Annotated in this window: 9 protein-coding genes; 4 read left to right on the plus strand and 5 right to left on the minus strand. The window is 37.1% G+C overall.

What is annotated here, in order from left to right; translation table 11 throughout:
• From xerA to J2S07_RS02720, 4 genes are all read left to right on the plus strand, one after another.
• Complete coding sequence (xerA, locus tag J2S07_RS02705; RefSeq protein WP_307148859.1) at nt 1-831, plus strand: site-specific tyrosine recombinase/integron integrase; 831 nt, start codon at nt 1-3, stop codon at nt 829-831.
• Nucleotides 815-2,386 (plus strand): tyrosine-type recombinase/integrase, encoded by a 1,572-nt coding sequence (locus J2S07_RS02710; protein WP_307148860.1) that lies wholly within the window; start codon nt 815-817, stop codon nt 2,384-2,386. Before xerA ends, J2S07_RS02710 begins: the two co-directional genes overlap by 17 nt.
• A 14-nt stretch (nt 2,387-2,400) precedes the next feature.
• A complete protein-coding gene (locus tag J2S07_RS02715) occupies nt 2,401-3,240 on the plus strand; it encodes a tyrosine-type recombinase/integrase (RefSeq protein ID WP_307148861.1) in 840 nt (279 codons plus the stop codon).
• Between the two features lie 371 nt (nt 3,241-3,611).
• Nucleotides 3,612-5,714 (plus strand): hypothetical protein, encoded by a 2,103-nt coding sequence (locus tag J2S07_RS02720; RefSeq protein ID WP_307148862.1) that lies wholly within the window; start codon nt 3,612-3,614, stop codon nt 5,712-5,714.
• 379 nt (nt 5,715-6,093) lie between these two features.
• Here J2S07_RS02720 and J2S07_RS02725 read toward each other — a convergent pair whose 3' ends face one another.
• From J2S07_RS02725 to J2S07_RS02745, 5 genes are all read right to left on the minus strand, one after another.
• Nucleotides 6,094-7,311 carry an IS256 family transposase gene (locus J2S07_RS02725; protein ID WP_307148863.1) on the minus strand — a complete coding sequence of 406 codons (1,218 nt, stop codon included), beginning with the start codon at nt 7,309-7,311 and terminating at the stop codon, nt 6,094-6,096.
• A 245-nt stretch (nt 7,312-7,556) separates the two neighbouring features.
• A complete protein-coding gene (locus J2S07_RS02730; RefSeq protein WP_307148864.1) occupies nt 7,557-9,095 on the minus strand; it encodes a YifB family Mg chelatase-like AAA ATPase in 1,539 nt (512 codons plus the stop codon).
• A gap of 10 nt (nt 9,096-9,105) precedes the next feature.
• Nucleotides 9,106-9,882 (minus strand): transposase, encoded by a 777-nt coding sequence (locus J2S07_RS02735; protein WP_307148865.1) that lies wholly within the window; start codon nt 9,880-9,882, stop codon nt 9,106-9,108.
• 1,305 nt (nt 9,883-11,187) lie between these two features.
• A complete protein-coding gene (locus J2S07_RS02740) occupies nt 11,188-11,454 on the minus strand; it encodes a hypothetical protein (RefSeq protein WP_307148866.1) in 267 nt (88 codons plus the stop codon).
• A gap of 415 nt (nt 11,455-11,869) precedes the next feature.
• A complete protein-coding gene (locus J2S07_RS02745) occupies nt 11,870-14,500 on the minus strand; it encodes an S-layer homology domain-containing protein (RefSeq protein WP_307148867.1) in 2,631 nt (876 codons plus the stop codon).
• Nucleotides 14,501-14,660 lie beyond the last annotated feature (160 nt).

A 14,660-nucleotide genomic window follows, 5' to 3' on the forward strand; every position in this document is an offset into this window, starting at 1 on the left:
ATGAATCTGGAAGTTCAGCAGTCTTTTTTCAGGGATCAACAAGCTCGCTTCAGCCCAGAAACCGTACGGGCTTACAAGATTGCACTTAAACAATTCTTTGCTTCATGTCAGAAGAATTATAATGAGGTTCAGGCAAGAGATATACGGAACTGGTTAGCCAATATGACTGAGACTGGATTAAAGCCGCGAAGTATCCACATCAAATTATCAGCAATCAAGTCATTTTACCAGTACCTAATGGAAGAAAATTATCTAACAAAGAATCCTACACTCAAAGTAAAAACTCCTAAAAAAGAAGATTCCCTACCATACTATTTAGACAAACGTCAGCTAGCTCAACTTCAAGAATTAACCAAAGAGAATCCAAGAGATCGTGCCATAGTGGAAGCGTTGTATGCAACTGGTGTGCGGATTAGTGAATTGTTAAATATATTGCTAGAAGATGTGAAATGGGATAGTCGTCAAATATGGATTCGTAAAGGGAAAGGGACTAAGGAACGATTTGTTCTTTTTTCATATGATTGTGCCGAACGATTAAAGACGTATCTGAATCAACGGGAGATAGAAAGCAAATACCTTTTTCCCAATAAAAAAGGCGAACCGATAAGCCGTTGTTTAGTAGAAATGAAGTTTCGGCAGTATACAGAAACTTTAGGGTTTCGAGTAACGCCGCATACCATGCGCCATACGTTTGCAGCCCATTTAGCAGAAAAAGGGATGGATTTTACTTATATTCAAGAATTATTGGGTCATGAAAATATAAATAGCACGCGAATATATACTCGATTAATGAATCATGCTCGGAAGAAACAATATGACCGTTATCAATAGAAAGGATCGAGAAAAAATGGAGGGATTATGGGAGGTTAAATGTGACTTTGCTTATGAAGAGAATAAACATGTAATAAACGGGTTTTTGTTATCATTGAAAAATCAAAACAGGAGTAAGAGTACCCTAATACGCTACAGAAGAGTTCTTGAATTCTTTTTTAAGAATAAGGAAGTATCTTTTATCTCCATTTCATCTGATGACATCCAGAGTTGGAAGATGGTACATCAAAAGGAACTGAAAGAAGTAACGATTCAGACTCATATATTTGTATTACGTTCCTTTTATAAATTTTGTAAGGATAATGGCTGCATAGGAGAATCACCTTTCCTAGAAGATAATGCATATGAATGGGAATTAAAAGAACTACTACCAAACAAAGAGAATCAAAAAGTGATTAATGAATTTTTAGGTAGTTTAAAAAATGAAGATAGAAGCAAAAGAATCTTAAGTAATGCTCGAAGCTCCTTGCAATTGTTTTTTAGAAACAAGCCCAATTCGTTTTCGACAGTTACTTCCGAAGAAACTACATTATGGTTTCGTGCTCACCAAAAGGAAAGGAAAAAAAGTACGGCGGACTGTCAGCTCAGTCATCTTCGAGCATTTTATAACTTTTGTTTAGAGGCTGGCTATGTGGACAAAAATCCATTTTTGTATCATTGGGAAAAGGAAAATAAATATTGGGAAGTAGACATCATCTTAGCTAATAACATTAACAAAGAAAGAATCAACGAGTATTTATTAAGTATCTATGTGCTGAATTATAGTAAAGACACCATTAATGGTTATCGATATAATTTGCAGGTGTTTTTTAAGGGGAAAAAGGAATTGTTTTCGACCATTACTTCGGATGAGATTTTACAATGGCTTTCTCATGCTCAAAAAAAGTACAAAGAAAAGACCATTACAAATTATCTAATAACACTTAATTCCTTTTTTAGTTTTTGTGTAGAGGAAGGCTATATAGATAAGTCGCCAATGAAAATGCGATGGTACCCTCGTCTTCCCAAACCGATACCCAAATACTTGAACAAGGAAGAAGTGGCGAAAATTCGTAATCATTGCGAAAAGGAAAACCTCCGAAACCGAGTCTTAGTGGAATTCCTACTCACTTCTGGTTGTCGGATAGGGGAAGTGCATCAACTTAATCGAACAGATGTGGATTTAGAGAATCGAACCGCGATAGTATTCGGAAAAGGAAAGAAATTTCGTCAGGTTCACTTTTCCGTAAAGTGTTGTTTGCTCCTTGAACAGTACCTAGATTTACGAAAGGACAAAGAATTGGCCCTCTTTGTTACAAGTGTAGGGAAGCCAAGGCGTCTCTCAAAAGATTGGTTAAAAAAAATAATTAATAAGGTTGGAAAGGTTTCTGGTATTTCTGGTACTTTACATCCACACCGATTGCGCCATACTTTTGCGACGGATTTATTAAGCAAGGGTGCTGATTTATCGTTTATAGGAGAAGAATTAGGGCATAAACAACTAAAGACGACACAAATTTACGCTAGCTTGCCAGAACAGAAAATCGTAGCTTTATATCGAAAATATATGGGGTAAGGGAGGGAGGATGAATGAATTCAGATGTGATACTTAATCAATTCCTTTTGGAGTACCAATTTCGGATTGGTAAAGATACACTAACACATTATCTGATTAACGTTAGGCAGTTACTACATTTCACGGGGAAATCGATAGACTCCGTTACCAAATCAGATATCCTCGGTTGGTTGGGTTATTTAAAGAAAAAGAAATATAAACCATGGACAGTTTGGGGGAAATTAACAAGCCTAAAAACTTTTTTCAAGTACTGTTTGGAGGAAGGCTATATCCATAAGAACCCAGCAGAAACAATCCCATTTCCCCGCATAGAAGAAAAGCTTCCTTATTATTTGTCTTTAGACCAATTAGGCAAGGTAAGAGAACTTTTACAAGGGAGATTGGAAGAGCGAGCTATCCTAGAGGTTTTGTATGCAACAGGGGTGCGAATAAGTGAATTGTGTGCCATGAAAAAGGAAGACATCAATTGGTCAGAACGAATTATCCATATTCCAAAAGGGAAATATAAGAAAGGTAGAATTGTTCTTTTTACAAGGAATTGTGAAGAACACTTAAAAAGGTATCTAGATTCACGGAGGGATAACCAACCATATGTGTTTTTGAGTGTTGTACTAAAGAACCGACCTATTGATAAGAATACTGTTGGAAGTAGGTTCCGTAAATATTCTAAATGTTTAGAATTTAAGTTTACACCACATACAATTAGGTACACTTTTACAGCCCATTTAGCTCAAAAGGGAATGCCGTTGGAATGTATTCAAACTCTATTAGGTCATGAAGAACCTCAACAAACCCGTTATTATGCAAGATTATACAATCATTCTCGAACAGAGCTTTACGACGAATATATGTAAATTGCAGAAGATATTAGTAATGAGATTTAGATATTGATTTTCGTCAACCGTAATTACCCATCTACTCTCTTTATTTGGAAGGAAGAGAAGAAACTTTGTCCTAGGAGGACGAGAAAAGTGAAAAAAATTATAAGGTCATCCAATATACAAGAAAAAAAGTTCAGAAGAACCACAAGGACACAATTAACCTGAACTTTCGATATCTGAAATAAGCGCCTTACCCCTTGATATGACTGGGATAGGGCGTTTTTTAATGGAATCATTTTCGAGGGGAAAGTGCGATTAACCTTAAGCAATTTACTGTTACTTTTAATACAGCTCTTGATAAAGCAACTGTAGTAAAGGGTAATTTTACCTTTGATAAGAACGTATTGGGTGAAAATGACAAAATCGAATTGAGTGAAGATGGTAAATCGGTTTTAGTAACTCTAAATACTAAAGTTGATAATCAAGCAACTAAAGAACTTTCTATTAAGAATGTAAAAACTACTGCTGGAAAAACAGTAGCTGATTATAAAACTGATATTAAGTTTTCAGACTTTGTGGCCCCGACTTTAGATAAAGTTGTATCAGTAGGTCCTGATAAGTTTAAACTTGTTTTTAACGAGCCAGTTGATGAAACATCAGCACAGACAGTAGCTAATTATAGTATTAATAATGGACAATACTTCATTAAATCAGCAACTGTAACTAATTTAAATGAGGTTCAAGTTGAACTTTATAGCACTTTAGCAGACGGTGAGTATGACATTAAAGTTAAGGATGTTAAAGACCTTGCTGGCTTTAAGATTGCGGAAACTACATTAAAGTTAACTCAAAAGGCAGACACTGAAGCACCTTTTGTTGCAAAAGTTACTGAAGCTACTCCAAACAAAGTTGTATTAGAATTTAACGAAGACATAATTTTAAATGATACAGTTGATAATCTAAAGTCAAAAATCTATCATACTAACTCAAGTAATAAACCTTCCAATATTACTATTGATGGAAAGAAAATGACCCTAACTTTTGCGGATGCTCAAGCATTGCCAAGAAGTGGAACTGCTCATTTAGTAATTGAGAAGGATGTTGTAAAAGACGGTTGGAATAACAAGAATGCTAAATATGAAGCAAACATTACTGTTGTTGTTGATGTTACAAAGCCAACAGTTGCTAAATTAGAGGCACCTAAAGATAACCAACTTAAAGTGACCTACTCAGAAGATGTTACTAATTCAGCGACGACTGCTGCTAACTATACACTATTAAATAGTGAAGGTAAGAAGGTAGATGGTGTTACTCTTGACCCTAAGTTTGAAGTGAAAGACGGAAAAACTAGTGCTCATGTTGTTCTCATTGACCTAAGCAAATCTATTCCTGGTGGTACGTATACACTTGTCGCTGAAAAAGTTAAAGATGTAGCTGGTAATGAAATTGATAAGTCATCTACAAATGTAACTGTAAAAGATACTACTGCTCCAACTGTTCAGGCGGATGGTGTATTATACGGCGGTAAGAAAATTGTTAAAATTCTGTTCTCAGAGCCAATGGCAACATCTGGTGCTGGTTCAGTACTTGACCTAGCTAACTATCAATTTGGTGGAACATATCTTAACACTACAAAGGCTAAGGCTACTATTACCGATAGTGGTAAAGCTGTATTGATTGATTATAGCGAAACTGACCTTACTATAAGCAATAATAATACTATTACAGTTGGTAAAGTTGCAGATGTAACTGGTAACACTACAACTAATTTTACAACTACTGTTACTGTGAAAAATGCAGCAAGTGTTGGAATAAATAAAGTAGAAGCAGTTGATACAAAGACAGTTAAAGTAACTCTTGAGGATACTTTAAGCAAATTCGATGCTAAAGACTTTGTCTTACAAATTGGTGGTGAAAATGCACCAGCAGGAACTGCTACATCAGTATCATTTGCAAACGTCGATGGTAAAGGTGTTATCACTTACACATTAAAAGAGCATTTAAAAACTAATGCTACAACAGATGGTACTAAACAATTAGCTGTTAAAACTGCAGACGCAACAATTGTTTCTGAAAATGCATTTGGAGTTAAAGTTCAACAAAATGCTGATGCAGTTGCTGCTGCCGATAAAATTGCTGCAGTTGTTGAGAAATTTAACCACGATGGTGATCCAATTACAGATGAAGTTTATGATGTACAAGTAAGCTTTATAGATAGTAACAGCAATGGAAAAATTGACAAAGATGAAGAAGCAACATTCTTTGTTAATTACTCAGAAGTTCTTGATGCAAATTCTATTTCAAGACTTTCATTTACTGTTGAAGGATTCAATGTAAAAGCAGTTGCTTTAGGAACTGATAAATCAGTAGTTGAAATCACTGCTTCTGCTTTAGCTGATAATACTGATATTAAAGTTGCTTTAACTCAAGCGCTTGATATCACCGATAACAGTCCAGCTAAGAATGTTGTAAAAGGTGCAACATATACAGTTGCTAAGAAGAAGTAGTACTTCGTAAATAATAATTGGCTGTGGAGAACGATTCCTACATCTAATTAAAATATTATAGGATTGGTAGACATAATGTCTTTCAACATATGGAAGCTCTGTGGAGAGAAATCTCTGCAGGGCTTTTCTTTCGCAAATTTAAGCACGGGTGAAGCACGGGGAGGGAGTATAAATTATTTTGTGTAATTGGAATTTTAGACAATAGCTGTGGCTATACTTTGAACAGGGCTCTTGCCCATTAGGGGGATAGGGCAATGCTGGGGAGCAACCCGAGCACCTAATGGGATTCTGCCAAAAAGGGAGGGACTTTCTGTTCCTCTTTTTTGCTTCCTTTTTGGGAGAACCAAAGCGATAAACCCATTGGGCGATAACCCAATCATTAAAAAGTCAGTTCATCTTTAATACGGTCCTCAAAGATAATTGCTAATTGTGATATACATTCTTTCCATCCTCTTATTGGCATAGTCCATTTCTTCGAAATTTCCATGGTAGCTAAATAGATCATCTTCTTCAGAGAATCATCCGTTGGGTAAGCCGTTTTTGTCTTAGTAACTTTTCTAAGCTGCCTATGATAGCCTTCAATGGTGTTAGTCGTATAAATTAATCTCCTAATCTCAGCTGGGTAGCTAAAATAGGCTGTGAGCTCCAACCAGTTTGCCTCCCAAGATTTGATAATGATAGAATGCTTCTTACCCCATTTTTCTTTGAAATTGGAAAACTCAAGTTCGGCTTCTTCCAAGGTAAGTGCTTGATAGACTTTCTTTAAATCTGCCATGACAGCCTTCTGTTCCTTATACGATACATACTTCATAGAGTTGCGAATTTGGTGAATCACACAAAGCTGAATCTCTGTTTGAGGGAAAACAGAACTAATGGCCTCTGAAAAGCCTGAAAGATTGTCCTTACAAGCGATTAAGATGTCCTGAACCCCTCTATTCTTCAGGTCATTACAAACACCTAACCAGAAACTTGCACTCTCATTTTCCCCAATCCAGATACCAAGAATTTCTTTATGACCTAAAAAGTTTATCCCCAAAACACTATAGGCAGCTTTAGTCACAATGCGGTTTTCTTTCCGAACTTTAAAGTGAATGGCATCAAGAAATACAATCGGATACACTCGGTCTAATGGACGTGATTGCCATTCTACAATCAGAGGCATAATCTTATCGGTTATCTTACTGACCATTGTGGGAGAAACGTCAATCCCATAGATATCTTTCATCTGATCTTCAATGTCCCTTGTGGACATTCCTTTAGAATAAAGACCAATAATTTGGTCCTCTAATCCGTTAGAAGTGGTTTCATATTTCTTAATAATTTGTGGCTCATACTCGCTATTTCGGTCTCTTGGAATTTCCAATTCTGACTTCCCGAACTTTGTTTTCACAGTTCTCTTACTGTAACCATTACGGCTATTTCCAGTGTGGTCCCCTGATTGATTATGTTTGGAATATCCCAAATGGTCATCCATCTCAGCTTCAAAAACCTGTTGAATAGTGTCTTTAAATAACTCCTTTAACTTTTCCTGAATGTCCTCAACGGTACGACAGTCTTTGGCTAATTCCTTGGCCAATGCATTGGTTTTGTTTTGCATAATTGCTCATCTCCTTAATTGGTAAGTATAACCAATTACACAAAACTTTTTACATTCTCCACGGGGACGGTTCTCCCGCTTCCAACCATAAAGTTGATAGCTTGGTTTTTTTTGATTTTCATTATAAATATTAAAGAAAAAGAGGAGAGCTGATTATCATTAGTATAGAAATAGCTCTCCTTTTAACCTCTCATCGTTTTTATTTAACTGAATAGTTCTCCCAATCTTCCTCCTGAGCTAGTTCGTTACTCCCTCACGATTTGCTTCCTTCTCTCTTTTCGGTAATGTTCATTAGACTGAATCATCGACATGGCTTCCCAGAGAGATTCCTCAGATAAATGCTCCTCTTCTTTTAAGTCAGAGATGGTTCTTGCCAAACGAAGGAGTTTTACCTGGACTCGATTGCTCCACTGTTTTTTCATAGACATTTGCATCATAAGTTGTTTCACCCTGTCAGAAGGAGGTGATGTCTTCAGTAATAACTCATATGAAACACGGCCGTTACAAATCTCCCTGCCGTACCTTTCGTATTGCCGTATCCGTGCTGCTTGAACCCTTTCTCGTATGGAGGCCGATGTTTCAATTGAAGCATTCAGGTTCCCATCCATTTTTACGGAATTTAGAAAAAGAGTAATATCAAAGCGATCGCGAATTGGACCTGACAGGCGCCCTTGATAGGATTGAATTTGTTTATCAGTGCACGTGCAATAATGGGTGTGAGAGCCTAAGTATCCACAAGGACATGGATTCATAGCACCTATCAACAGAAATGCTGCTGGATACGTGACAATTGAACGAGCGCGGCTAATCGTTACTTTTCCTGTCTCAATCGGCTGTCTCAGCATATCTAGAGTTTTCTTTGGGAATTCTGCCATTTCATCAAGGAATAAGACGCCACGGTGAGCTAACGAAATTTCTCCAGGCTTTGGATTTTGGCCTCCACCGATTATAGCCACACTTGATGCGGAGTGATGTGGACTCCGAAAAGGTGGTTCATTTATTACTCCAATTTCCATACCGGCTAGTTGGTATAAACTGATCTTTTCAAGTTGGGATTCATTCGAGAGAGGAGGCAAAATAGAAGGGAAGGTTTCTGCTAACAGACTTTTTCCACAACCAGGTGGTCCTGTCATAAATACATGGTGCTCTCCAGCTGATGCTACTTCAAAAGACCGCTTGGCAAAAGAATGGCCAATAATATCGCTGAAATCTCTATCAAAGGAACGTTCACTATTCCCCACATCCTTTTCGGGGGATCTCAGATGAAGAATGCTCTGCCCTGAAAGATGTTTGACTACCTCATGTAGTGATGAGACATAAACGATTTCTATTCCATCCATCCTCATATCTGGGAGATTTGCATCATAGGGCATATACAGTAGAGAAAACCCAAGTTTCTTAGCTGCAAGTGCTGCTGCAAGTAAGCCATCAAAAGGGTGAATTGTACCATCAAGGGAAAGTGCGCCAATAAAGCACGTAGATGCTGAAATCTTAGATTGTATCACGCCTTTGCTTTTTAGTATTCCAATGGCGATCGGTAAATCAAAAATTGGACCATTCTTTTTTTGTTCTGATGGCAATAAATTAACCACAATTTTTTGATCAATTAATTCCTGTCCAAATGAATATAAAGCGGAAGTTACTCGTTCTTTTGATTCCTTTACGGAAGTATCTGGTAAACCTACAATGAGAAAGGTCTCTATACCGTCAAGTATTTGAACCTCAACTTGCACATGATATCCCTCTACTCCCTTTAAACCAATACTCATTATTTTTGAAATCATATTAAACCTCCTAAGCTTTAAAAATAAGATTGGCGGATATTCCCAAAATTCTTGCTGCTTGCCTTTGTGACACACCTTCAATTGTTTTTACTTTTTTCAGAATCTCATTTCTTTCTAGTCTTGGTAAGCTTTTAACATGAGCGATTTCAACCCCGTAAAGAAACTTCTTAATTTCTGACCGAGCCTCATCGTCTGATAACCTTCTCATATACTCAAAGTCATCTAAGCAATTATCATTATTCTGCTTTTCATTGAATTCTTTAAATCTCTTTATCGCAACCCTCTCCACTTTTGAAAACATGTTTATTACGAAATTTCTTTCAATCAAGTTGTTGAAGATGGTTTGTATATCGTAATAGGCCTGACAACTGCTCCACTTCCACTCCTCAACCTTATGCACCATCCCCGCTTTTACAGGATTTTGGTGGATATATCTTACTACCGTTCGTAAATAAGTATCAGTTTCGACGTTTTCACTTTTAAATCTATCTTGAAAAAGATGCCCTGTTGTTTTGTATTTCCAGTTGTAATACATGGCATAACTGACAGCAATTCTTTTCATCGTTGTTGAAAGTTCCTCATTTCCTTCCCTAATAAGAAGGTGTACATGATTCCCCATCAGACACCATGCATAGACGATCAATTGTGACCGATTCTTATATTTTTCTAAAATAGTCGCATATTTAAATCGGTCTTCTTCATCATGAAAAATTTCCTGACGGTTCGCTCCTCTCCACACAATATGATAGATACCACTTTTGCTTTTTTCTCTAGCAGTTCGAGGCACGGGATCACCTCCACTTTGTTATATGATATTTATTCATTAAAGGGGGATTAATAGATTCAAGGAATTAGTTTCTTTTTAATATTCTTTCATCAGCAGAGTAGATTTTTTGCTTTAGGGAATGGTTGGGGAAGTGAATTATAACGCTTGATGAATTACGGTCTAAGGGAAAGGCTCAGTAAATCTGATTAAAATTAGAATTTTTTACGTGGATAGTTTACAAAAAGAGGTCTTACGTGTGTAACAGAATAATGTTGAGAAAAGTAATGATCTGATTCTATCATATCCTATTCTAAAACATATTTCATTGCCAATTTTGAATAATTGGTCAACATTTTGATTCTGAAGTGTTTTACAAGCAAGCCTGCCAACACCTTTCTCATCACCTACAACTCTCATCTAAATAAAATATAAAGGCATGGAGGAGAATGGTCATTATGTATTCAAAATTTTTTCTAGGGTAATTAGATATCCACCATTATAAAAAACTGATACACGTATCGTATTAGGACGTGCAACAGGATTATATTAGGCTCTTTTCTCAAACATTGTTGCTTTTGGATAATATAATCAAGCTAAACTAGTGATTTTGCTCGTATAATTATTAATGAGACGGAGAAACGAGCTGCTTGCAAAATGCGTATCACATGCTACGTATAAAGAGGAATGGCTGGCATTAGAGCCATTCCAAAACAACAATCCGTACGAAAACAGCCTCATATTATATCTCTTATTTGGATATAGGCTTTCAAAAAAAAACACGGAAATCCCACTCCGTAAGGATGCCCATATTTGAAAGCCTATACGTCTACCAATCAAAGCTGGTTGTAGGAAGCGGGAGAACCGTCCCTGTGCTTCCCATAAAACACAGAAAGAAGGCGCTTCTGAGATTTTACTCTTCACCGTGTTCCTTCTTTCATTCGGTTACTGCGAACTAAGGTGGGACGGGGTACCTGTCCCCGTGCTTCTCCATGTGCCTCTAGATAATTAGAATATTTTTATGTATAATGGATATAGATAAAGAGAGAAGTGCGCTAACACTTCTCCCTACAGCTGCTACCGTCAGGGTGGTGGTTGTCTGAAGAATTAATTTTTATTATGAGAACCACCCCTTAGCTTGTGACGGCGCGGGGTGGTTTTCTTGTTATCTAGTACGTTATTTCGAAAGATATGTGCCGCAATTTCACGGACAATTCCTTTCGAAATTTCACTTCATCACCACATGGCTCTATTAACATAGGCTAGCACTTTCTCATACTGGGACGAGAAAAGCTATCCCCTTGCCCCTCATGGAACCATACACACCTATTAGGAAGCGGGAGAACCGTCCCTGTGCTTCTTACGAAACTTCTTCTTTTGTTTAAAATCTTCTAGTAACCATTCATCAACGATATGTTTAATTGGATCCATAACTGGAGAGGGTCTATTCTGCTTAGGTTTAGCCTCTGGGCTGAAATCCTCCTGCTCTGTATACTTCTTTACCGTCCTAGGATCTCTTCCTATTCTCTTACCTATCTCCGAATAGTTCCCATCTTTCGTATTTACTTCATGTCTGATATAATTAATCTCGGCCACTGCCAACATCTCCTTAATACCTCCTGCACTTGGTTGTCCCAACAGGAAGTGTATGTGTATTTTGGAATGTTGACAAGTGGTTTTTTTAATTTATGCAGGCCCCTAGGGGCCTGCATAAATTGAATGCCATAACCCTCATTTATATGATGCCATAAACAATGAGAGGTTAAAAGGAGAGCTATTTCTATACTAATGATAATCAGCTCTCCTCTTTTTCTTTAATATTTATGATGATAATCAAATAAAAACCAAGTTATCAACTTTATGGTTGGAAGCAGGAGAACCGTCCCTGTGCTTCCAAAAGAAAAGCTCCGCGGAGATTTCTCTCCACAGAGCTTTCCATATCTTGAAAGACTTAATGTCTACCAATCCATTACTTATGAGATATAGAAAATATCTCATTATTAATACTTTCTTATTTTGCTACATTAACAGATACATTAGCCTTAACAGTAACACCATTTGCATCCTTAATGTCTGCATCTCCACCTGAAAGTGTCTTAACTGTTACTGTACCAGTAGTTGCAGTTGCCCAGTTTGATGCACCAGGATTAATTGTAATAATTAAGTCCTTTCCAGAAACTGAAGCTGTATGAGTTGCATCTCCTGCAGCAAATGTTGTAGTACCATTAGAAACCTCTAGGTCATCTAAAATATCTGTAACATTAGTAAATACTGTTCCAGTTGCAATATTTTCATTGAAAGTAAGTTTTAAGATATTAGCACCTATTAAGCTTGCGCTTTGTAAAACTGCAGGAGTATTATCTTGAACTTTTACAGTAGCAGATGTTGAAACTACAACTTTACCACCAGCAGTATTAACATTTGAAACACCTAAAGTCGCATTGTTTGCTGAAGTAGAGCCACCAACAGCACCAACATCAACTGAATTTGCTGGTAAAATTATATTTACAAGTTTTTTAGTTGAGTCAGCAAAGTAAATGTCTGTACCCTCTGGAAGTACTCGGCCATCTAGAGTATAGTTTGTTCTGTCTAAAGCAGAGTTGTTAACAGCATCATTATACTCTACACGGAACTGGTTGTTAGTTCCATTTAGGTTAGTAATTGTTGCTTTTAGGTTTGAACTTGTTGCAGATACAGTTGCATTAACTGTAACAACATCAGCTGTGTTAGTATGGCTATCAGCAACTGTACCAGAATTAAGGCGTACAGTATAAGTTCCTGCTGCTAAATCAACAGTATTATCTGGAGAAATTCGTAAAACTTTATTATCTCCGTTTGCATCAGCAATAATACCAACAATTGCGTTTCCACCATTCATTGCTACTGCTACGCCATCTTTGCGTAATGTAACATTAGCATTTGAAGTACCTGCAACTAGGTTTGTGATTACTTCATCAAATGTAACAAGAATGTATTTTCCATCATTTGATACTGCAGCAGAAACTGCTTTAGGTCCAGTAACATCCTTATTCATTGTCACTGATTGTGTAGTAGTACCTAGTTTTTTACCGAAAACATCTGTAATTACGTTATTTGCAAAAACAAATGTTACGCTCTTGCTAGTTGCAGATCCGTAGAAATAATTAGGAGCTGTATAGCCTACTCCAAAAGTAGCAATAATTGTTTTTCCAGAGCTATCATCTGTATCTTTAGCAAATGCAACATTTGCTGCAGAAACTGCTTGACCGTCGATTAAAGCGCTAATTGCACCATCGATAGTAGTATTGTTACTTTGAATTGTTTTGTTAAGAACAATCTTAACTGAATTAGAGCTTAATTGTGTAGTTGAAACAACTTGTAAATCTGATTGGTCGTCAGTAATTACAACACTACCATTGTATGCTGTTAGAAGATTTCCAGCATAATCAGCTCCACCAGAAATATAAACTGAAGCAGTAGTTCCAGCTGCCAATGAAGCAGGCTTCGCTACAGAAAATTTAGTGTTGTTTGAGTTTGCTACTGGAGATAATCCTGTCAAAGGGGCACCGTTTACACGTAGTACTTCCGGTGCAGCAGTTACAGGTTCTGAAGTAGTTACTTCGATATTTCCAGTTGTTGGGTTAAACTCGACTTTGCTAATTGTTGGTGCTACTTTATCAGAAGCAGTAACAGTTGTAGCATAAGCTTTTAACGCTTCGTCTTTTGTTGTTTTTACAGAATCGGAAATCGTTAATGCATAAGTACCGTCAAAGAAAGTAGTGCTAGCAGCAGATAAAGTTAAAGTTTTTCCATCTTCACTTAATTTCCCTGTAACACTTGTTACGTTTTTATTAGGATTGTTAGAGTCAGCAACTGTACGAGAAACTGTTACAGTCCCAGCAGCTAATGTACCATTTGTAGTATTAGAAATAATTGTAGATGTTTTAACAGCTTGGCTAAACTTAACTTCAAGTTGCTTAGCGTTAATCGCACTTACACTAACAACCTTAGCTTCAGTTGTTTCAACTGCTACACGCTCAGAAGGAACTTCTGTACGGTGTACGAATACAGCTGCTTGTGCACGAGTAACGTTTTGGTTTGGACCAAATTTACCAGTAGCAACACCTTCTACAACTCCAAGGCTAGCAAGGATTTCTACTTCTGCTTTACCCCAGTCGTTGTTGTCAGTGAAATTGATGACAGCTGCATCATCTTTCTTAAGGTTATAAGCAGTAACAACCATTTTCGCCATTTCTTGACGAGTGATTTTGTTTTCTGGATTGAATTTGCCATTGTAACCATTGATTACGCCTGGCTTTTCTTTTTGAATTGCTGCAACGTACTTAGAAGCCCAGTGGTTCTTAGTATCAGCAAAGTCAGTTTTTGCATTGTCATCGATCTTAAGATCAAGAGCTAAAGCAAGAACTTTTGCCGCTTGAGCACGAGTTAAGCTATCGTTTGGAGCGAAAGTTCCATTTGGATGTCCTTCGATTGCTCCTTTACCTACTAGGTAATCAACAGCTTTTGTAGCCCAGCTAGGAATTGTGTCTGTGAATTTCTTTTCAGCTGCAAATCCAGCTGCTGGTGCAACTGCTGATGCTACTACTGCAGCTGTAACAGCAGATGCTACGAACTTACGGTGTTTCTTTGATTGGTAAGCCATAAGTCTAATATCCTCCCTTAATATAAAATACATAAATTATTGACTAGTTTCCGAGATTTTTTATGCCATTGTTCGGGAGAACCCTTGCTCTTGACGTATGTATAAACCTCACAAACTAGTTAAACCCAATGTAAAGCAGATGAATACAAGACTAAGTATA

It is taken from the genome of Anoxybacillus andreesenii (genome assembly GCF_030813005.1).
Classification (GTDB): domain Bacteria; phylum Bacillota; class Bacilli; order Bacillales; family Cytobacillaceae; genus Robertmurraya; species Robertmurraya andreesenii.

Excerpts from the sequence above, each read along its gene's own strand:
- J2S07_RS02725 (WP_307148863.1), bottom strand. The coding sequence starts at position 7,311 with ATGCAAAACAAAACCAATGCATTGGCCAAGGAATTAGCCAAAGACTGT.
- J2S07_RS02730 (WP_307148864.1), bottom strand. The coding sequence starts at position 9,095 with ATGATTTCAAAAATAATGAGTATTGGTTTAAAGGGAGTAGAGGGATAT.
- J2S07_RS02715 (WP_307148861.1), top strand. The coding sequence starts at position 2,401 with ATGAATTCAGATGTGATACTTAATCAATTCCTTTTGGAGTACCAATTT.
- J2S07_RS02745 (WP_307148867.1), bottom strand. The coding sequence starts at position 14,500 with ATGGCTTACCAATCAAAGAAACACCGTAAGTTCGTAGCATCTGCTGTT.
- xerA (WP_307148859.1), top strand. The coding sequence starts at position 1 with ATGAATCTGGAAGTTCAGCAGTCTTTTTTCAGGGATCAACAAGCTCGC.
- J2S07_RS02710 (WP_307148860.1), top strand. The coding sequence starts at position 815 with ATGACCGTTATCAATAGAAAGGATCGAGAAAAAATGGAGGGATTATGG.